The organism is Bradyrhizobium sp. CCGUVB14 (genome assembly GCF_024199935.1).
Lineage (GTDB): Bacteria > Pseudomonadota > Alphaproteobacteria > Rhizobiales > Xanthobacteraceae > Bradyrhizobium.
The window spans coordinates 6,296,202-6,314,628 of the sequence record NZ_JANADS010000001.1 but is presented as its reverse complement, the minus strand read 5'-3'; the positions used below and the strand labels follow the sequence as shown (position 1 = coordinate 6,314,628).

The following is an 18,427-nucleotide window of genomic DNA, read 5'->3' as shown; positions in this document are numbered from 1 at the left end:
ACTCCGCAAGGAACTAGGTTGGTTCTTTGGGGTCGACAGGGACAGTGAAGCTGCCGGATTTGATCGCGTCCCGCTTGGCTTCCATTGCGGCAATCGATTCCGGAGCGACCATGCTCTTGCTGAACACGACGTCGTTGCCTCCCGCCTTCATGAAGCTGAAGGAGGAGTAGTCCTTGCCTGCCTTGGCGCCGGCTTTCGCATCAGCGATGGCCGCGTCGAGAATGGGACGGAAGTACCACATTGCGTTCGCGAACACCGTGTCCGGGTAACGCGGCGTGTAGTCGAGCAGTGAACCGATTGACTTGATCTTCTTCTCCTTGGCGGCGTCGGCCGTCCCGATGCGCTCGCCAAAAAGGATGTCCGCGCCGGCGTCGATCTGCGCGAGGCCGGATTCGCGCGCCTTGGGAGGATCGAAGAAAGTACCGATGAACCCGATCAGGAATTTGGCGTCGGGCCGCACCTCCTTCACCCCCGATCGAAACGCGTTGATCAGGATGTTGACTTCCGGAATCGGGATTGCGCCGACCGTGCCGAAGGTACCGCTCTTGGAAAGAGGCGCGGCGAGCATGCCGGCGAGATAGGCAGCCTCATGATTCCATGTGCCGAAGGTGCCGAAATTGTCTCCTGACGGCTTGCCGCTCGATCCCATCAGGAACGCGGTTTGCGGATAGTCGGCGGCCAATTGCCGCGCCTGAGCCTCGACCGCATAGGATTCCCCGACGATCAGCTTGTGGCCCTGCTCGGCATACTCGCGCATGGCACGCGGATAGTCGGTGCCGGACACGCCTTCCGAAAACACATACTCAATGACGCCGTCCTTGGCCGCGGATTGCAGCGCTTCGTGCAGTCGTGAATTCCAGGCATTCTCGACAGGCGAGGCGTGGATGCCGGCGACCTTGAGTTTATCGGCGGCAAATGCGCGCGGTGCTGCGAGGGCAAGGCCACCTGCTGCTGAACCCGTCAGGAATCTGCGACGTGATACTGAGAACATGATCTTCCACCATCCGCGACAATCGCTTGCGATCTCCGGGGAGAGTTGAAGTCGGGGGAAAATTTGTCAAGCCCACAGAATGGGCGCCGTGTGCCCTGACCGAGCGTGGCCGGTCTATGCTCCGACGCGCGGTTGCTATCGCTTCTTCTTCTGCGGCTGATACCGACGCGCGATCTCGCGCGCCACGGTGCTCGCAGGCTTGAGATTTGCTCCTCCAAGCCAGACGTCGCTGACCTTGCCGCGCTTGTCGCGGATGCGGCGCACCGGCTCTCCATGGCTGGAATAGCCGGCCGCCCAGGCGAGCTTGCCAGTGCCGCGGCCGGTGACCTCGATCTCGCCGGCATCCATGAACGGGTTGTTGAACTGGGGATTGGCGACGAGCACGCGGTTGCCGGCGGGCACGAGGTCGGTCGCGCCCCAGATCGTCCACCAGCGGCCGGTCCAGTCGCGGACGCGCCGGTCGGGTGCGCCGCGGGTCTTGAACACGCGAAGGATCTGCATCGCACCGTCCATCCAGAACGGAGCCGCGCCGTCGATGGAGTTGCTGAGGATGCTGATCGCGAGTTCGCATCCGGGGATGGAGCAGGTCCGCGAGATATAGCCCTGGAAGCCGCCGCCATGGCCGAACCAATCCCAGCCGTCAGTCTTGCCGGCGTTGACGCCGAGGCCGTAATAGGCCTCGAAGCTCTGCGGCACGCGCCATTGATGCCGCGTCATCTCGCGTCGGCTCGCGACCGACAGGACGCTCTTCCTGGCATTGGGCGCCAGCTGCGCGAAGAATCGTGCGGTGTCCGCGGCGGTGGCGACGAAGCCCGCGGCGGACGCCATCGCGTGCGCCGGATTGTCGCCCGGGATGACGCAGCGCTCGCCGAACGGCAGCTTGCGCGTGTGGCCGCGCGCAAACAGCGCGCCCTTCGGAAGCGGCGCGTTCGGCTCCGTCTCGCGCAAGCCCGCAGGCTCGATGATCTCTCGCTTGATCCAGGCGGAGTAGGGCTCCTTGGTCACGGCTTCGATGACGAGGCCCATCAGGCCAAAACCGTGATTGGAATATTTGAAGCGCGTGCCGGGCTCGATCGCGGTCGGCCCCTTCAACTCGGCGAGCAGCTCCCTGGCGTTGAGATAGGGACGGCTGTCGATGAACTGGCCGGAATCGGCGCCATCGCGCGTCAGCCCGGCGCTGTGCGACAGCACCTGCGCAATCGTGTTCTCCGCCACACGCGGATGCAGGCCGCTGACATATTGGCCGACGGGATCGTCGAGCCTGAGCTTGCGCTGCTCGCGCAGCTTCATGATGCCGGCCGAGGTAAAGCTCTTCGAGTGCGAGGCGATGCGGAAGCGGTGGCGAGGGGTGAGCTTCTCGCCGGTGTCGAGATCGGCAAGGCCGAACGCATGCTCGGCGACGACCTCGCCGCGATGGACGAAGGCGACCAGGACGCCGGGCTGTTGGAAGGTCGTCTGCTGGAATTCGATCCAGGAGCTGATGTAGTCGATCGCGGATCGCAGCCACTTGTCCATTGCGCTACCGGTTTGCGAGGGGATTGGTTGCGAGAAGCTAGCCGAGAAAGCAGAACGGGCACAACCGTCAGGTTGTGCCCGTTCGCGTGATGCGAAGATGCGGTGTCTTTAGTAGACGAGCGTCGCCCCGGTCGGCTTGTCGAGCGCGGCCGCCAGCGAGCGATACTCGGAGCTGTCGGTGCCGGCGAGCATGGCGATCTTGTTCAGATGATACTGGGCCTGTTCGCGGTTACCCTGCTCGAGCTGCCAGAGGCCGTAATACTGCCAGGTGCGGACGTGGTTCGGATCGTCCTTCAACGCGATCTCGTAATAGACCTTGGACGACTGGTAGTCGCCGAGCTTGCGATAGGAATAGCCGATCAGGTTGGCGACGTCGGCGACGTCGTCACGCTTGAGCGACTTCAACTGGCCGATCGCGCCGGTGTAGTCGTGATTGTCGTAGATCGTGGTGTAGGCGGTGCGATAGGCCGCGAGGAATTTCGGATCGCTGACGGAAGAGCTCTTCTTCTTGCCCTTCTTGGTGGACGAGGAGTCCGACTTTGGCGGCGAGGAGGGCTCGTCGCTGCCCGCGGCATAGGCGCTGGTCAGCACCGGCGCGGCCGCCAGCGACATGGCGACGAGTCCCGGCACAACTAGCATTGAGAGTTTGCGCATTGAAGTTCTCCCGTATGGAACGTGGCGATCCTACACGATTGCCCGAATACCGGAACACCCGGTTCGCAAAAACATTCCCCGGCCCCCCGGTCTATTCGCCTTTCCTCAGATGACAAACTTGTCATCCAGATGAACGGAAGCTGGCAGAGGGCTTCAGACAGGGTTCAGTGCGCTCCCCCTAGGCTCTGACCCATGATCGAAGGGTTGGCGAGAGGGCGCCGCCTAAGATCCTTCCAAGAGGAGACCACCATGTTGAAGACCATTTCCGCAGCCTTGCTCGCAGCCTCCGTCATCGCAGCCCCGGCCTTCGCCGCCGAAGCCGGCAAGACCACGACCGCTGCACCGGTGATCAAGGCGGACCAGACCCAGAGCAAGGTCTCGACCACCGCCGCCAAACCCGACGCCGGCGTGAAGGCCGACGCCAAGACGGGCGCCAAGACGGATGGCAAGAGCGCCGACGTCAAGTCGACCGCCAAGCCGGATGTGAAGGCCGATGCCAAGGTCGATACCAAGACCAAGGCGATGAACGCCAATGCCGCGATCACGCCGGACGAGCACAAGACGGTGCGGACGCATCGCCATCACCACAAGCATCTGTCGGCCAAGAAGTCGCTGAAGACGCAGTCGAGTGTCACCAAGCCGGTGACCACCGAGAAGCGCAGCTAAAAACTGATCCCGCGCGGCGGCATCCCTGGATTGCCCTGCTGCCGCGTGTGGAGTTCAGGCCCGGCTCGCACGTCACCCCCCGCGCGCAAGCGCGAGGTGCTGGCGGCGGGCCGGTGCGCCGTTTGCCGCAACGAATTTCCGTCGCGTCGAGAGCGCAAGCAGGAATCTCGAAAACAACCCCATGCACAGTAGATGACAGCAACGAGCTGATGGACACGCGTCTGCGGATTTTGCGAATCCGTTTGACTCGTCGGGCAAAACACCTCTAGAGATGCATCATTGCAACCTCGGGGCTGGAACGCTCCAGGTCGATTGAGCGGTGAGCGCGAACTGTGGGGCGATTGGCGAAACGTGCGGCGAGCCTGGCACTGATCCTGGCATTGCCGTTGGCGCTCGCGGGATGTTTCGGCAGCGACGGTGACCGTCCCAGCCTGATGGAGGGAAGCCAGGCCGGAGGCCCTCAGCCGTTTCCCGACAATTTCCGCACCGACGCGCTAGCCCTGATGCGTGCCTATCTCAACAATCCGGTCGGCGTGCGCGACGCCAGCATGGCCGATCCGGTGCTGCGGGAGATTGGTGGCCGGCAGTTCTATATCAGCTGCCTGCACTTCACCCCGCGCGAGACCGACGGCAGCTACAAGACGGTGCGTGAGCGCGCCGTCGTCTACGTCAACGGCCGCGCCGACCGCGTCATCGATCGCGCCAACGAGATCTGCGCAGGCGCGGTTTACGCACCCTTTCCAGAACTGGAAAAGATGACGCGGTAACGCAAAGCCCGTCTTCATCGCGCGGTGTTAGGACAACAACCGCCGGAGTCGCCGGATCACATTTCGGCGAGCTTTGAACGGATCGGTTTTGCCTTGCGACAAATCGTTACGGCCGGACTTGTGCGGACGCAAAATCTGTCGGCGCAGGCCGACGTGATGGAACAAAAGCGCGATGTTGCCGCTCCGTCACAGTCACGAACGATCAACGTTCCGGCATCGCCGCGAAGCAACCCAATTCACGCCACGTTGTTTCCTGAGTGTCGTAACTGAAAGAACGGGGATGACCATGAAGACGATTTTGCTCGGTGCAGCAGCTCTGCTTGCGCTGGCCGCACCGGCGGCAGCGGCGGATATGCAGCCGCGCACCTACACCAAGGCTCCGGCCTATACGCCGCCGCAGGTGATCTACAACTGGACCGGCTTCTACATCGGCGGCCATGTTGGCGGCGCCTTCGCCGGGGACAGCAGCTTCCAGTCCAGCGACGCCCGCTTCCTGGGCGGCGTGCAGGGCGGCTTCGACTACCAGTTCGCGCCCAATTGGGTGGTGGGTATCGAGGCGCAGTATTCCTGGCTGCCGACCAACAACAAGGGCGTCACGTTCCCGCTGGGCACGCAGGTGACGTCCGGCACCGACCAACTCGGATCGGTGACCGGCCGCATCGGCTACACCTGGGGCCCGACGCTGCTCTACGCCAAGGGCGGTTACGCCTGGCGCAACGGCGGCCTGGGCGTGAACATTGCCGGCGTGCCGCAGACCTTCACCGCCACCGGCAACAGCAAGGACGGCTATACCGTCGGCGCCGGCCTGGAATACATGTTCGCGCCGAACTGGTCGGCCAAGGCCGAATACCAGTATTACAACTTCGGCAGCACGACGATCACGTCCGGTCCGGCCGACGTCGTCGGCGTTCGCGGCCGGGACGACGAGCATACCGTCAAGGTCGGTGTGAACTACCGCTTCGGCTGGGGCGGCCCGGCGGCCTCGCGCTACTGATCCGCCGCGCACTAGCACGACCACGATCTGACAAAGGCCGGCTTCCCGCCGGCCTTTCGTTTGTCAGCCCATGTCGTCTGCCAACCCCATGCCGACCGCTTGTTTGCCTTACGTGAACCATCTGGCGCGTCATTTGCAAGCAAACAGTCTGGCGTGCGCCTTCTCACGCGTGTCACGGGGATCGGGTAAAGCAAAAATAATTTTTGCGACTTACGGAACTCGCGCTCCGGAAAGCGTTAATTACTCAATTGCCGGCTGGTGGGACAACGAACATGCGTATCTTGGCGTCGGTGGTGGTGGTCTCGTGCTTCGTCGCCCTGCCGTGCTCTGCCCAAACAATCCTCAAATCCGAGCCTCTGATGTTGGCACCTTACGAGGTCGCCTTCGTGAAGGACGCCTCCTGTCAGTCGGGCAAGGTGCTGAAGGTGACGGGCGCGATCCGCGGGCTGCACCGCCGCAAGGCCTGCGTGGCGCTGGCCGGTGAGCAGGCCTCGCTGGCGACAGCGACGCCCTGAGGCACGCGGCGAACCTTCCGGCCCGATCTCACGAGTTGAGCTCAAGCTCCATCCTGGATTCCCGCTCGGCGTCCGCCTTGTTCTTGGCGGGGTCCTCGCCTTGGGCGGCCCGGCACGATTTGATCTCATAGTCGTTGTCGAGCACCCGGCGCGGACCGTGCCGCTCGTCGTCGGTGCCGATGTCCACGACCAGGCCGCTTCGTTGCGCGAGCTTCCAGACGTCGGCCTCATCAGGATAGGCTTTGCTGATCTGGCTGTCGTTGCAGAACAGGGCGTAGGGCATGCTTCCCGCTCCCGGAAAGCGCGTTAACGACTTCATGGCATGGGAGGTTCCGGAGCGATCACGGGGCCGTGATCGAGGGGGGAGGGAGCTGGGGCCTTGAGTCCTTAACGAGTCCTGAATCCGCAAAAAAAGAAACATTGGGACTCGTTTGGCGGAATCAGCGGATGTTTCCGGCCATGACGACCGACCTGAAAACCTGCTGCGGGCACATGCTTCTGCCACTGACGCTGGCACTTTTAGGCGCCTGCGCAGCCAATCTCTGGCTGGTTTGGTCTTGGCTGTAAGATCTTGGCTGTAAGGTCGGAGCCGGGCCGGCCCTACTTCTGGGCCGGCGGCGGGCCGGAAGCGCTGATGGCGGCGCGCAACTTGCTCAGGGTCGCCGCGCAATACTCCTCGCGCTCGCGCTCAAAGCGCTCCTGATGCTTTCTGAAATTGGCGATGCGGGCCTGCATCTCGCTGCGGAAATCGCCTGCCGCGCGAGGTGGCAAAGGGACCGGCGGGGGCTGCGGCAGCGGGGCGAGCGGCGGTGGATTGGCCGGCTGCGGCTCGAACGCGACAGTCACGGTCTGGACGGAGACGATCTCCGCAGCCAGAACCGGCGCAGCCGCAGCGGTATCCGGCTGACGGATGTCGTCCTTCTTGCCGGAAACCGATTGGACGAAGGCCAGTGTCTGCGCGATCAGCGCGTCGCGCTCTCTGATCCACTTCATGATCCACCACCCTGTTTGGAGCTATTCCACCAAAGCCGGGGCGCCGAATCAAGCAGGCTGTCTGCAAGGGATTGCATATTTTTCCCGGGCGCCCGACATTGGATGGATGGATTCCGGGGCCGACCAGTCGGAGGAAGCGCAGGGCCTGCGGCTCGTGCGCGCCTTTCTGTCATTGCCACCTGACAAGCGGGCGGAGGTGATCGCGTTCGTCGAGAATCTGCTGCGTGCCCAAGCCCGGTCCGAGGACGGCCACGAGGCCTCTCCGACCTGATCGCGAGCTAGCGCTGACGCGGATTGACGTTGGGCACGAACGCGGCGCCGCCGACCACCCGGACCTGAGATGGGGCTGAGCTATCGATCGGCCTGCTGTCGGCGACCTGCTTCGCTGGAGGCTCTCCATACACCGGCTGAAGCACCGCAAGCGCGGGCTCGAGCACCGCGGGCGCGGGCTTGAGCACCGCGAGCGCGCCGGCGACAAGGGCGCAGCACAGCGCGACCGTCGTCAGCAGGAACATGTTTCGATTGTCTTCTCTGATCCGCATGGGGGCGAGAACGAGCGAGCCGGGCGGTTGGTTCCGGGCGAGCCGTGGCGGCTCGGGCGGCCCTATAACCGATCGAAACTTACGTGAGGCTTACGGGTGGCCGCCGAATGGGTATTTTCCCGTAAGGTTACGCGCGTCATTTAGTATCAAATTTTAACGTTAGCGGGTTCCAATGCCGCCGCTGGGACTGCTTCGGTCAATGGTGATCGAAAAATTTAGGCGGCTGCGATGAGCTTTTTGAACAATTTGAAGATCGTGTTGAAGGTTGCGCTGATCGTGACCGTGATGGGCTTCGCCCTGGTCGCCGTCGCCGCCTTCGGCATCCGCGAGCTGTCGGCGGCCGTCGACGGTTTCAGCGAGCTTACCGCCATGCAGTCGTCGGCCCTCAACCTCACGCGGGCCCAACGCCGCATCGAGACCTACCACGCCGCACTCTATGCGGTGTTCACCGAGACGACCGAGGCGGGCAACGCCAATCGCCTCAAGATCGCGAACCAGAATCGCAATGAGATTCGCCAATACCTGGACGCTGCGGAGCAGGACGACCCGGCGCGAGCAACCGAGACGAAGAGCGTCGGCGCGCAGTTGACGGCTGCCTTTGCAGGCTGCGATCCCGTGCTCCAGGCCGGCGCGGCTGCGAACAGCCCGGAAGAAAACGCCAAGGCCGCTGATCGTGCTCACAAGGAGTGTGACCCGCTGATCGATGCCGCCCTCGATCGCGTTGCCAAGTTCACGGCCGATACGTCCAAGGCCGTGACCCAGCGCAAGGAAGCGATCGAGCGTGATACCAAATCCGCGACCTGGACCGTGGTGAGCGTCAGCGCCGGCGGCCTGATCGTCGGCATCGCGATTGCGCTCTTCATCGGCCTCGTGGCGATGTCGAAGCCGATCGCCCGGCTCAAGTTCGCCATGGAGGGCCTGGCGCGCAACGATCTCAAGACCGAGGTGCCGGAGAAGGATCGCCGCGACGAGATCGGCGAGATGGCCAAGACGGTCGAAGTGTTCAAGACCAACGCGCTCGAGGTCGAGCGGCTCAAGGCGGCCCAGGTGGAAGCCGAGAAGCAGGCTGCCGAGCAGCGCCGCCGCGACATGTTCAACCTGGCCGATGGTTTTGAGCGCGCGGTCGGCGAGATCATCGACACCGTCGGATCCGCCTCCACCGAGCTCGAAGCGTCGTCCTCGACGCTGGCCACCACGGCGCACCGCGCGCAGGAGCTGACCTCGGTGGTCGCGGTTGCCTCCGGTGAAGCCACCGGAAACGTCCAGTCGGTCGCGACCGCAACCGAGGAATTGTCGTCCTCGGTCAACGAGATCAGCCGGCAGGTGCAGGAATCCGCGCGGATGGCGAGCGAGGCCGTCAATCAGGCCCGCACCACCACCGAGCGCGTCAGCGAGCTCTCGGTCGCGGCAACGCGCATCGGCGACGTCGTCGAGCTGATCAACACCATTGCGGGCCAGACCAATCTCCTGGCGCTGAACGCCACCATCGAGGCGGCGCGCGCGGGCGAGGCCGGCCGCGGCTTCGCCGTCGTCGCCTCCGAGGTGAAGACACTGGCAGAGCAGACCGCAAAGGCGACCGGCGAGATCAGCCAGCAGATCTCCGGTATCCAGAACGCCACGCAGGAATCGGTGACGGCGATCCGCGACATTTCCGCGACCATCGAGCGGCTGTCGGAAGTGTCCTCGACCATTGCCGCCGCCGTCGAGGAGCAGGGCGCCGCGACCCAGGAGATCTCGCGCAACGTGCAGCAGGCCGCGCACGGCACCCAGCAGGTCTCGACCAACATCACGGACGTGCAGCGCGGCGCGGCCGAGACCGGCTCGGCGTCCTCGCAGGTGCTCTCGACCGCGAAGATGCTGGCGACCGACAGCAATCGGCTGAAGGACGAAGTCGGAAAATTCCTGCGGACGGTGCGCGCGGCCTGAGCCGCGCGACGGAGAAGATCCGGCGGCACTCCAGGCCGCCGGCGGACCACAGATCTTATTGTAGCAAGAACGCCATCGCGACCGCGAAAAGAAACAGCGTCGCGACGACGGCCGCGACGGCTCCGGCGATGATCTTGGCGTTTTCTCTGTTGGTGTAGGACGGCATGCGGCTCGCATGCTACCTCATGTTGAACTCCGATCCAATCTGTGGTCAGTAGCCGTCCCCGCTGGCAAGCGGCCAACTCCATTCGCGAAGGCTACGCCATGAGCGATGACATCGGCGACGGCTGGGCCGCGTCCGCGTCCGCATGGATCGTCGAGCAGGGCGAACACGGCGACTATGGCCGGCGTTTTGTGCTGGATGCACCGATGCAGGCGCGCATCGAAGGACGCGGTTTCCACAATGCGCTGGACGTCGGCTGCGGGGAAGGCCGCTTCTGCCGCATCATGCAGCGTGCCGGCATCCGCACCATCGGCATCGATCCGACCGAGGTACTGCTCGCGCGCGCCAAGGAATTGGATCCGCAGGGCGACTACCGGCTCGGCTCCGCCGAGACGATGGAGGTCGAGGCGGAGTTCGACCTGGTTGTCAGTTATCTCAGCCTGATCGACATGCCAGATCTTGCTGGGGCTATCGCGAAGATGGTGGCGGCGCTGCGGCCCGGCGGCACGCTTTTGATCGCCAATCTGACCAGCTTCAACACCGCGGGCCAGCCCGATGGATGGACGCGCGACCGCGAGGGTATCCCGCGCTTCGCGATCGACCACTACATGGACGAGCGGCCGATCTGGGTCAGCTGGAGCGGCATCCGTGTCCAGAACTGGCATCGTCCGCTCAGCACCTACATGACGCTGCTGCTCGGTCACGGCCTCCAGTTGCGCCTGTTCGTTGAACCGCAGCCCACAGCCGGCGATCCCAATAGAATTGCGCATCATCGTCGCGTGCCGTTCTTCCACGTCATGGAGTGGCAGAAGCCGGATTAAGCTCAGACGATGAGTTTGGCCTGGAAGAACCGCGTGACCCGATCGATCGCATCCTGGGTCATCGGATCGGTGTCCGAGAAATCGAAGCCGTGAGCCTTGCCCGGATAGGGCACGAATTCGGTCTCGGCGCCGAACGACTTGCCGAGCGCGACCAGTTGCCGGCCTTCCGCGATCGGGACGTTCTTGTCCGCTTCGCCATGCAGCGCGATCAACGGCGGCATATGCTTGATCCTGGTGGTCATGGCCTGCGGCATGCCACCATAGAGCACCGCGAGGGCTGCGACGCGGGTGTCGCGCGCGGCAGCCTCGGCGGCAACATAGCTGCCCAGCGAGAAGCCGAGCAGGCCGATGCGTCCCGAACTGTCCGATCGATCGAGGACCGCTGTCACGGTGGCGGCGACCGTATCGGCCCAGCCGTCGAACCGCGTCGTCTCATAGGCCTCACGGATGTCGTGCGAGGTGGCCGTCAACGCAGCCATATCGGCCGGCGTCATGTAGCGGAGAAAATAGGTGTCGATGCCCCGTGCCGTCAGCGCGTCGGCGTATCGCTCATAGGCGCGGGTTCTGAGCTCAATCCCGCGTGAGCCGTGCAGCACGATGACGGCGGGACGTTTTCCGTCGACTGCCGCTGCATAACGCGACACCGGCAGGCTGTCATGTCCGCTCGCGACGTTGAATTGCTCGCCGGGTGCGCTCCGTGCAGTGACGGGGATGAGCTGTGCGGCGATGGCGGCCAGCGCCGCGCGGCGGTTGATCATCGACGGGCTCGGAGAAACATTTCGGATGCGATGCATCGCGTCTATATTGCGGTTGCGACGGAATCTTGACGCGAGCCCATCCGATGATCTCCCATCGCCCCTCCGTGCTTGCCCACGAGCGGTTCGTTGCCGACCGCGAGAATTTTGCCGGCCTCGATCTTGCCGCGCGCTTTGAGCGGATTCAGCGGACCAACCTGTGGGGAGCTTCGACCTCGGTTTCGGGCCTCGGGTCGGAGGGGCATGCCACCTCAGGGATCCGCGAGACGCTGCCCGGCCTGTTGCAGCGGCTTGGCGCGCGTTCGCTGCTCGATGCGCCTTGCGGCGATGCGGGCTGGATCGGCAGCATCAAGCTCGAGGTCGATTATACCGGCATCGACATCGTTCCGTCGCTGATCGCGGCCAACATGGCGCGCGTGGCGCGAGGCGATGTGCGCGGCCGCTTTCTGGTCGCCGACATCACGCGCGATTCCTTGCCGGGTTGCGACGTCATCCTGTGCCGCGACTGCCTCGTGCATCTGAGCTTCCAGAACATCGCGCGCGCCATCGCTCGCTTTCGTGCAAGCGGCGCGCAATTCCTGCTGGTTACGACGTTTCCGGAGTGGGACAACAATAGCGATTGCGAGGACGGCGACTGGCGCGCGCTCAACATGACCAAGGCGCCGTTCCACTGGCCGCGCCCGTCCGAGCTGATCGACGAGCGCTGCGACGAGGGTGGTGGCGGCTGGCGTGACAAGAGTATCGGGCTCTGGCGGCTGGATGAGTTGCCGGACGGCGGCACGGCCTCCGTCTGACAGGCCGCTCGGCCATCACCGCCGCGATGCGGGCGGCGGCAGGACCAGCACGCCCGTCACGCGTTCACCGGTAATGCTCTCCACCACCACCGCGAGCTCGCTGCTGAATTCGGCGCTGATGACGCCAGCCATGTACTCGCTCTTGGCGTAGGCTGTGACGACGCCGTCGGTCAGTTCTGCACAATGAAACCCCTGGAAATACGTATCGTATGTTTTGGCACCGAGGATGAAATTGAGTTTCGCCTGGACGGCGAGATCTTCTTCGTCAGTCAAAATAACCATGCATGCTCCGAGTCCACCGCTTCGAGTTACGGAGCGGGACGCGGATGGTTGCGCATGAGGCCATGCGAGATTCGGCGGAACAAAAATGCCCGGACATGGAAGAGATAGACGCAAGGAGTGTAGTCAATGATCGATGCCAGATGCAGTTGTGGCGCAGTCGTGGTTTCGCTTCCGGGACCGACCAACCTGGTCGCGGCTTGTCACTGTATCGAATGCCAGCGGCGGAGCGGCGCGCCATTTGGCGTCGGTGCCTTTTATCCTGCAGACACCGTCACAATTTCCGGGACGACGAAGGAATATGTCCGTCCCGCCGAGAGCGGCGGCACGGTCCGCTCCTATTTTTGTCCTGATTGCGGCTCGACCGTTTATTGGAAAGCCGACAATCTGCCGGCGATGATCGGCGTCGCCCTCGGCGCGATCGCAGACCCGAACTTCCCCGCGCCAATCAAATCGGTCTTCGAGCGGTCGAAGCATGTATGGGTGGAGATCACCGGCGCAGACGTCGAGCATCTCCCACACGGCAGCATCAGGAAGACGTCGAGCTGACGAACGCGGATGGATGTGGTGCCGGCTGAGGGGATTGAACCCCCGACCTTCGGTTTACAAAACCGCTGCTCTACCGCTGAGCTAAGCCGGCCACTTGCAAGGAACCCATGCGGGTTGCCGGCTGGCGCCAGCATGTCCGCTTGTTCGCGGTCGCAATACCAGACTTGTCCGGGAAGTGCCAGAACCTGCGGTGGTGTCCGCCGGCATGAAACAGGCGGCCCGATCGGGGCCGCCTGAGCCATTTCGACTGAGTTTTTGGGGCTTATTGGCAGAGATGCTGCCGGCCGTCGTCCCCCTTGAACCACGTGCCGGGCCTGCACACGATGCCGTTGCGGGCGGCATAGGCATCCCAATTGCCGTACCAGCCGGGCCCGCTGCGGTCGTAGCTCGCATAGGAATTGCTCCAGCCCTGGAACGGCGCGGCGGCGACCGCTGCTGCGGTGCCGACGGCGGCGCCTGCCACCGCCCCCGCCGTGTCGACCGGCCAGAAGCCCGATTGTCCCTGATCATTCGGGTTCATTTGCTGATGGGCCATGTGCCGGCGGCGATAGGCGCGATCGGTGGTGGGATTGCCGGGGCCGAGATTTTGGCAAGCGGGATCCTGGAACAAGCCATTGCAGCGGGCCGCATTGTCGGCCGCAGTTTGAGCGAAGGCTGGTGTGGCGAGCGTGGACGCAACGATCGCGGCCAAGCCAAGTAGCTTCAGGCTCGTCATGGCATTTCCTCCATGTTGTTGAGACCTGTGCTAAGTGCAACGTGACGCTGTCGTTCCGCGTTTTCTGCCGCGTTTTCTGGCCTGCGGGGTCACATCGACGTGAACCCGCGCAGGATGTGCAGCCTGTGCCAGGCAACCTTGTCGGCGCCAGCGGTGGAGCGGCTGTCTCTCCCGTTAACGCTTCACTAGCGCGCTTCGCCGCATTTGAGCAGCGCGCGATCCTTACGCGTTAGGCTTACCGGAATTTGCTCAGCTGTCCTTAACCCTCTCTACGCCGCCATCCGTTAGGTTGTGATCCGGACAACCGGGATCCTTCCATGCGCGCATACGCGCTCGCGGCCTTTCTGATCGGACTGCCCGCGACGGCCTTTGCCGGCGGCGGCTTCGATATCGTCGTGCCCGGCCGTCCCGGCGTGCCCATCATCATCAACAATATCGATGCGTCCTATAGCGTCGTCGAAGGTGTCTGGGGCCTGGGCAAGAACGTCCAGGTCCAGCCGACGATCTATGGCGGGCGCTATGTGGCTGAACGGCAGCCCCCCGACGTCGGCCATTATTACCCGAGCATGGGTTTGCAGCCCGGCTATGGCCGCCTCGAAATCGAGCCGCCCGCGAACCGCAAATTGCCGAAGCCCGCCGAGAGCTATCACGAGAGCTGGGGTGCGTCGTCCGCGCCGCTGCCGCCGCAAATGGATGTGCCGGTCAACCCGCCGCCGGTGATCCTCGCCCCAGAAATCAACGACCGTCCGCGGCCTCCGCGACCACGGCCGCGTGCAGGAATGCCCGGCAAACCGCCGGGTTAAGAAACGTCAGAATCCAACAAGACGGACATCAACAGGAGAGAGTAATGCGTCAAATGATTTCGGGACTGGTCGCGGCGGCTGCCGTGATGTTTGTGGGCGCTGCGCCCGCCATGGCTTGCGGCTTCAACCCGTGCCAGCCGGTTGCTCCGGTCTATTCCGGCTGCAACACCGGTTGCGGTGGTTACGGCTATGGCTACGGCGGCTATGAGCGCCTCGCCGAGCCGACCTCGCAGTACTACTACGTCAACCAGGGCCCGACCTACACCGGTCCGGGCGCCTTCGCGCCGACCCCGACCTACCAGGAAGACGCTGTCGTCGCGCCCGCCAATTACGGCTACGGCTATGGCTATCGCGCGGCTGCCGTCGCGCCGTACGCCTATCATCACCGCCCGTACTACCGTCCGTATCGCTACGGCTACGGTCCGCGCTACGGCTACCTGCCGCGCACGCATTACGGCTATGGCCCGCGCTATGGCTACGCCCATCGCTACGCGCCGTATTACGGCGGCCATCGCGTGCTGCGCCGCTACTACTGATCTCTGATTGGTTGAGTTGACGAAGCGCCCGGCCTCACGGCCGGGCGTTTTCTTTTTTAGGGCTTCATCAAGCCAAGCCGGCTCGCGCCGACATAGAGCGAGAGCACGGCGGCGTTCGAAACGTTGAGGCTCTTGATCTCGCCGGGCATGTCGAGCCGTGCCACGACGCTGCAGGTCTCGCGGGTCAAACGCCGCAGCCCCGTGCCTTCGGCGCCGAGCACCAGTGCGAGTGGCTCGCGCAGTGTGATGTCCGAGAGGTCTTCGCTGCCTTCGCTGTCGAGGCCGACGGTCTGGAAGCCAATCTCGTTCAGCGTGGTCAGCGCGCGCGCAAGGTTTGGCACCGTGACCATCGGCACCAGCTCAAGCGCGCCGGAGGCGGCTTTGGCGAGCACGCCGGTCGCTTCCGGACTGTGGCGCGCGGTGGTGACGATCGCCTTCACCGCGAACGCCGCGGCCGAGCGCAGGATGGCGCCGACATTGTGGGGATCGGTGATCTGGTCGAGCACCAGCACCAGGCCTTCCTGCTTCAAATCCTCGACGTCGGGTGAGGGCAGGGGATCGGCCTCGGCCAGCAGACCCTGGTGCACCGCGTCGGGCGACAGCAGGCGGTCGATGTCCTGCGGCCGGACGATCACGGGCGCAATCCGGGTTTGGATGTTGTCGTCCGCCAGGCGCTTTGCGGCGTTCTCGGTCAATGTCAGCTTGCGGATGTTCCGCTCGGGGTTGGCGAGCGCCATGGTGACGGTGTGCCAGCCATAGAGGATGACCGGCCCGTCGGTATGCGAATCACGTTCGCGCCGGGCCGGCCGGCCGGCCGATTTCCCGGGCCTGTTGAAGGGCTTAGACCCGCTCCGGGGGCCCTTGGGGATGAATTTTCGATCCTTCATGGGCTCGCTTGTGTCACGGGTCCCGGAATATGGCAATTTGGACGCCCAAGAGGATGATTTTAGCTGTTCGCCTCGGTTGACTTTACCCCATCGCTTCGCCCATAACCGCGCCCGGTCGCGCCCCCATCCGGGCTGTCGCGGCCTTCACGTTCCATGGCCGTCTTCGGTCCGCCGGCAAGGTCCGGCCCGATTGTGCTGCCGTCGAGCGGGGGAGTGTCCCGAGTGGCAAAGGGAGCTGACTGTAAATCAGCCGCCTCATGGCTTCGCAGGTTCGAGTCCTGCCTCCCCCACCATGCTTCGCCCTGAAGGGCTACGCATGGCGCAGCCGAGCGTAGCCCGTCAGGGCGAAGCGTGTCCGGCGTAGCTTGAGCGCAGCGAGAGCGAAGACGGACTGCCGCACTACGCCAGCATCTCCCTCACCATCGGCACCACCTTCCGCCCGTAGAGCTCGATACTGTTCATCAGTTTTTCGTGCGGCAACGGCCCCGCCGAATATTTCAGCTGAAACCGGGCAATGCCGAGCGCCTTGGCCGTCTTGGCGATCTTGCGCGCAACCGTATGGGGCGAACCGACATAGAGCGAGCCGTGCTCGGCTTCGCTGACGAATTCGTCGCGGCCCATCGGCGGCCAGCCGCGCTCGCGGCCGATGCGGTCGCGCATCGCCTTGTAGTCGGGCCACAGCTCTTCCCGCGCCTGTTCGTCGGTCTCGGCGACGTAGCCGGGCGAGTGCACGCCGATCGGCTGCGCGGGGCGGCCGAACTCCTTGAAGGCGCGATGATAGAGATCGACGTAGGGCGCGAAGCGTTCGGGGTCGCCGCCGATGATGGCGAGCATCAGAGGCAGGTCGTAATGCGCGGCGCGCACCACCGATTGCGGGCTGCCGCCGACCCCGATCCAGGTTTTGAGCCTGCCGTTCTCGACCGGCGGATAAACGAGCTGATCCTTGAGCGGCGGGCGCAGCTTGCCCTGCCACGTCACCGGCTTCTGCGAGAGCAGTGCGGCGAACAGATCGAGTTTTTCCTCGAACAGCTCCTCGTATTTGCGGAGGTCGAAGCCGAACAGCGGAAAGGATTCCGTGAAGGAGCCGCGGCCGAGGATCACCTCGGCGCGTCCGTTCGAAAGCGCGTCCAGCGTGGCAAAGCGCTGAAACACGCGAATGGGATCATCGGAGCTCAGCACCGTCACGGCCGAGCCGAGATGGATGCGCTTGGTGCGCGACGCGACCGCGGCCAGCACGGTTTCGGGCGAGGAGATCGCAAAATCGGAACGGTGATGCTCGCCGAGCCCGATGAAGTCTATGCCGAGCTCGTCGGCCAGCACGGCCTCGTCGACGACGTTACGGATCACCTGCGCATGCGGAATCATGGCGCCGGAGGCGTCCTTCGTCACGTCGCCAAAGGTATCCAGTCCGAATTCGAGCGGTGCGGTCATCGATCAGGTCTCTGTGGGGAGGATCGACCAGATCTAATGGACGGCAGCCGGGTCACAAGGCGGCTTTCGGAAATGCTCGGTTTCCGTTTGTGCATCCTATTTTGAGAGGCGCACGACCATCTTTCCGAGCGCCGCGCGCGTCTGCATCGTCTTGAAGGCCTCGCGGAAGTCTTCGAGCCCGAAGACGCGGCCGACCGCGGGCGTCAGCTTGCCCTCGGCAAGCCAGCCGATCAGCTCCGACATCAGGCGCTTCTGCACCTCGGGCTCGCGCGTCGGAATTTGGGCGAGGTCGACGCCGAGCAGGGCGCCGCCTTTGAGCAGCGGCAGATTGAACGGCAGCGCGGGGATCGCGCCGCCGGCAAAACCGACCACGAGATGGCGTCCCCGCCAGGCAATCGAGCGGAAGGCCTGCACCGAGATGTCGCCTCCAACCGGATCGAAGATCACGTCGGCACCATGTCCTCCGGTCAGTTCCTTCAGCGTGTCGCGCCAGCCGGTCTGCGTGTAGTCGATGTCAGCGTCGGCGCCATGCGCCCGCGCGAACTGGCGTTTCTCCGGCGTTGACGCGGCCGCGATCACACGGGCGCCGAGCAGCTTGCCGATCTGCACGGCCGCGGTGCCGGTTCCACCGGCCGCGCCCAGCACCAAAAGCTGTTCGCCTGCGCAGAGCGACGCACGCGCGCTCAACGCATAGAGGGCGGTCAGGTAATTGGCGCGAAACGAGGCGGCGACGTCGGCCGCGACGCCGTCCGGCAGGGGATGGAGCGCGTCGGCCTTGACAACGATCTCCTCGGCAAGCGCGCCTGATCGCGTCATGCCCATCACGCGCATGCCGGGTTGATAGCCGCCCGGTGCGCCGGGAGCTTCCACGACAATGCCCGCGAATTCCGTCCCGGGGGTGAAGGGCAGGGGATCCTTGGTCTGGTAGCGCCCCTCGATCTTCAAGCCGTCGACGAAGCCGATGCCCGCCGCTTCCACGCGGATGCGCAGCTGTCCGGGCTCAATGCGCGGAGACGGGATCTCCTTGAGTTCGATCTGATCGATCGGGGCGTATTGCTCGACGACGACGGCTTTCATCTCAGACCTCTGTTGTTCCAGTCATTCTGGCAGATCCCGAGACTAGCCTCTTGC

23 protein-coding genes and 2 tRNA genes are annotated in these 18,427 nt (G+C 64.2%); 12 read left to right on the top strand and 13 right to left on the bottom strand.

Annotation, left to right across the window (positions count from 1 at the left end; translation table 11 throughout):
• Positions 1-13: 13 nt before the first annotated feature.
• The 3 genes from NLM32_RS29625 to NLM32_RS29615 form a co-directional block, all read right to left on the bottom strand.
• A complete protein-coding gene (locus NLM32_RS29625; RefSeq protein WP_254132296.1) occupies positions 14-991 on the bottom strand; it encodes a BMP family protein in 978 nt (325 codons plus the stop codon).
• A gap of 135 nt (positions 992-1,126) precedes the next feature.
• A complete protein-coding gene (locus NLM32_RS29620) occupies positions 1,127-2,506 on the bottom strand; it encodes a serine hydrolase (protein WP_254132295.1) in 1,380 nt (459 codons plus the stop codon).
• 108 nt (positions 2,507-2,614) lie between these two features.
• Positions 2,615-3,160 (bottom strand): lipopolysaccharide assembly protein LapB, encoded by a 546-nt coding sequence (locus NLM32_RS29615; protein WP_254132294.1) that lies wholly within the window; start codon positions 3,158-3,160, stop codon positions 2,615-2,617.
• Between the two features lie 249 nt (positions 3,161-3,409).
• On the opposite strand from NLM32_RS29615, the gene NLM32_RS29610 reads away from it, so the two are divergent.
• The 4 genes from NLM32_RS29610 (at position 3,410) to NLM32_RS29595 (ending at position 6,102) form a co-directional block, all read left to right on the top strand.
• Positions 3,410-3,826 carry a His-rich protein BRANT gene (locus tag NLM32_RS29610; RefSeq protein WP_254132293.1) on the top strand — a complete coding sequence of 139 codons (417 nt, stop codon included), beginning with the start codon at positions 3,410-3,412 and terminating at the stop codon, positions 3,824-3,826.
• A 332-nt stretch (positions 3,827-4,158) separates the two neighbouring features.
• Positions 4,159-4,593 (top strand): hypothetical protein, encoded by a 435-nt coding sequence (locus NLM32_RS29605; protein WP_254132292.1) that lies wholly within the window; start codon positions 4,159-4,161, stop codon positions 4,591-4,593.
• A 286-nt stretch (positions 4,594-4,879) separates the two neighbouring features.
• On the top strand, positions 4,880-5,587 hold the full coding sequence (locus NLM32_RS29600) for an outer membrane protein (protein WP_254132291.1): 708 nt from the start codon (positions 4,880-4,882) through the stop codon (positions 5,585-5,587).
• A 272-nt stretch (positions 5,588-5,859) separates the two neighbouring features.
• Positions 5,860-6,102, top strand: a complete 243-nt coding sequence (locus NLM32_RS29595) for a hypothetical protein (RefSeq protein ID WP_254132290.1) — start codon at positions 5,860-5,862, stop codon at positions 6,100-6,102.
• Positions 6,103-6,130: 28 nt separating this feature from the next.
• On the opposite strand, the gene NLM32_RS29590 is transcribed toward NLM32_RS29595, so the two are convergent.
• On the bottom strand, positions 6,131-6,385 hold the full coding sequence (locus NLM32_RS29590) for a hypothetical protein (RefSeq protein ID WP_254132289.1): 255 nt from the start codon (positions 6,383-6,385) through the stop codon (positions 6,131-6,133).
• A gap of 317 nt (positions 6,386-6,702) precedes the next feature.
• Positions 6,703-7,095: a hypothetical protein gene (locus NLM32_RS29585; RefSeq protein ID WP_254132288.1), complete on the bottom strand. Its 393-nt coding sequence runs from the start codon at positions 7,093-7,095 to the stop codon at positions 6,703-6,705.
• Here NLM32_RS29585 and NLM32_RS29580 point away from each other — a divergent pair.
• On the top strand, positions 7,094-7,366 hold the full coding sequence (locus NLM32_RS29580) for a hypothetical protein (protein ID WP_254135576.1): 273 nt from the start codon (positions 7,094-7,096) through the stop codon (positions 7,364-7,366). The two genes, NLM32_RS29585 and NLM32_RS29580, sit on opposite strands and share 2 nt — an antisense overlap.
• A 7-nt stretch (positions 7,367-7,373) precedes the next feature.
• On the opposite strand, the gene NLM32_RS29575 is transcribed toward NLM32_RS29580, so the two are convergent.
• The gene (locus NLM32_RS29575) at positions 7,374-7,610 is read right to left on the bottom strand and encodes a hypothetical protein (protein WP_254132287.1); all 237 of its coding nucleotides are present in this window, start codon (positions 7,608-7,610) and stop codon (positions 7,374-7,376) included.
• Positions 7,611-7,865: 255 nt separating this feature from the next.
• Here NLM32_RS29575 and NLM32_RS29570 point away from each other — a divergent pair, with 255 nt between their 5' ends.
• Both NLM32_RS29570 and NLM32_RS29565 read left to right on the top strand, forming a co-directional pair.
• Positions 7,866-9,563, top strand: coding sequence for a methyl-accepting chemotaxis protein (locus NLM32_RS29570; protein WP_254132286.1), 1,698 nt, complete (start codon positions 7,866-7,868; stop codon positions 9,561-9,563).
• A gap of 264 nt (positions 9,564-9,827) precedes the next feature.
• Positions 9,828-10,547, top strand: a complete 720-nt coding sequence (locus NLM32_RS29565) for a bifunctional 2-polyprenyl-6-hydroxyphenol methylase/3-demethylubiquinol 3-O-methyltransferase UbiG (protein ID WP_254132285.1) — start codon at positions 9,828-9,830, stop codon at positions 10,545-10,547.
• Between the two features lie 2 nt (positions 10,548-10,549).
• Here NLM32_RS29565 and NLM32_RS29560 read toward each other — a convergent pair whose 3' ends face one another.
• The gene (locus NLM32_RS29560) at positions 10,550-11,305 is read right to left on the bottom strand and encodes a dienelactone hydrolase family protein (protein ID WP_254132284.1); all 756 of its coding nucleotides are present in this window, start codon (positions 11,303-11,305) and stop codon (positions 10,550-10,552) included.
• Between the two features lie 83 nt (positions 11,306-11,388).
• Between NLM32_RS29560 and NLM32_RS29555 the strand changes: the two genes are divergently transcribed.
• Positions 11,389-12,096: a class I SAM-dependent methyltransferase gene (locus tag NLM32_RS29555; protein ID WP_254132283.1), complete on the top strand. Its 708-nt coding sequence runs from the start codon at positions 11,389-11,391 to the stop codon at positions 12,094-12,096.
• A 15-nt stretch (positions 12,097-12,111) separates the two neighbouring features.
• Here NLM32_RS29555 and NLM32_RS29550 read toward each other — a convergent pair whose 3' ends face one another.
• Positions 12,112-12,378 (bottom strand): hypothetical protein, encoded by a 267-nt coding sequence (locus NLM32_RS29550; RefSeq protein WP_254132282.1) that lies wholly within the window; start codon positions 12,376-12,378, stop codon positions 12,112-12,114.
• A 126-nt stretch (positions 12,379-12,504) separates the two neighbouring features.
• Here NLM32_RS29550 and NLM32_RS29545 point away from each other — a divergent pair, with 126 nt between their 5' ends.
• Positions 12,505-12,924: a GFA family protein gene (locus tag NLM32_RS29545; RefSeq protein WP_254132281.1), complete on the top strand. Its 420-nt coding sequence runs from the start codon at positions 12,505-12,507 to the stop codon at positions 12,922-12,924.
• A gap of 16 nt (positions 12,925-12,940) precedes the next feature.
• Here the strand turns inward: NLM32_RS29545 and NLM32_RS29540 are convergent.
• Together NLM32_RS29540 and NLM32_RS29535 are read right to left on the bottom strand one after the other, a co-directional pair.
• Positions 12,941-13,015: transfer RNA gene (locus NLM32_RS29540), tRNA-Thr, on the bottom strand.
• 171 nt (positions 13,016-13,186) lie between these two features.
• The gene (locus tag NLM32_RS29535) at positions 13,187-13,639 is read right to left on the bottom strand and encodes a hypothetical protein (RefSeq protein WP_254132280.1); all 453 of its coding nucleotides are present in this window, start codon (positions 13,637-13,639) and stop codon (positions 13,187-13,189) included.
• Positions 13,640-13,956: 317 nt separating this feature from the next.
• Between NLM32_RS29535 and NLM32_RS29530 the strand changes: the two genes are divergently transcribed.
• Complete coding sequence (locus NLM32_RS29530) at positions 13,957-14,442, top strand: hypothetical protein (protein ID WP_254132279.1); 486 nt, start codon at positions 13,957-13,959, stop codon at positions 14,440-14,442.
• A 44-nt stretch (positions 14,443-14,486) separates the two neighbouring features.
• Positions 14,487-14,978, top strand: a complete 492-nt coding sequence (locus NLM32_RS29525) for a hypothetical protein (RefSeq protein ID WP_254132278.1) — start codon at positions 14,487-14,489, stop codon at positions 14,976-14,978.
• A 56-nt stretch (positions 14,979-15,034) separates the two neighbouring features.
• On the opposite strand, the gene rlmB is transcribed toward NLM32_RS29525, so the two are convergent.
• Positions 15,035-15,865, bottom strand: a complete 831-nt coding sequence (gene rlmB / locus NLM32_RS29520) for a 23S rRNA (guanosine(2251)-2'-O)-methyltransferase RlmB (protein WP_254132277.1) — start codon at positions 15,863-15,865, stop codon at positions 15,035-15,037.
• A 207-nt stretch (positions 15,866-16,072) separates the two neighbouring features.
• Between rlmB and NLM32_RS29515 the strand changes: the two genes are divergently transcribed.
• A tRNA-Tyr gene (locus tag NLM32_RS29515) sits at positions 16,073-16,158 on the top strand.
• Positions 16,159-16,264: 106 nt separating this feature from the next.
• On the opposite strand, the gene NLM32_RS29510 is transcribed toward NLM32_RS29515, so the two are convergent.
• Together NLM32_RS29510 and NLM32_RS29505 are read right to left on the bottom strand one after the other, a co-directional pair.
• Complete coding sequence (locus NLM32_RS29510; RefSeq protein ID WP_254132276.1) at positions 16,265-17,296, bottom strand: LLM class flavin-dependent oxidoreductase; 1,032 nt, start codon at positions 17,294-17,296, stop codon at positions 16,265-16,267.
• 96 nt (positions 17,297-17,392) lie between these two features.
• The gene (locus tag NLM32_RS29505) at positions 17,393-18,373 is read right to left on the bottom strand and encodes an NADPH:quinone oxidoreductase family protein (protein ID WP_254132275.1); all 981 of its coding nucleotides are present in this window, start codon (positions 18,371-18,373) and stop codon (positions 17,393-17,395) included.
• Positions 18,374-18,427: the final 54 nt, after the last annotated feature.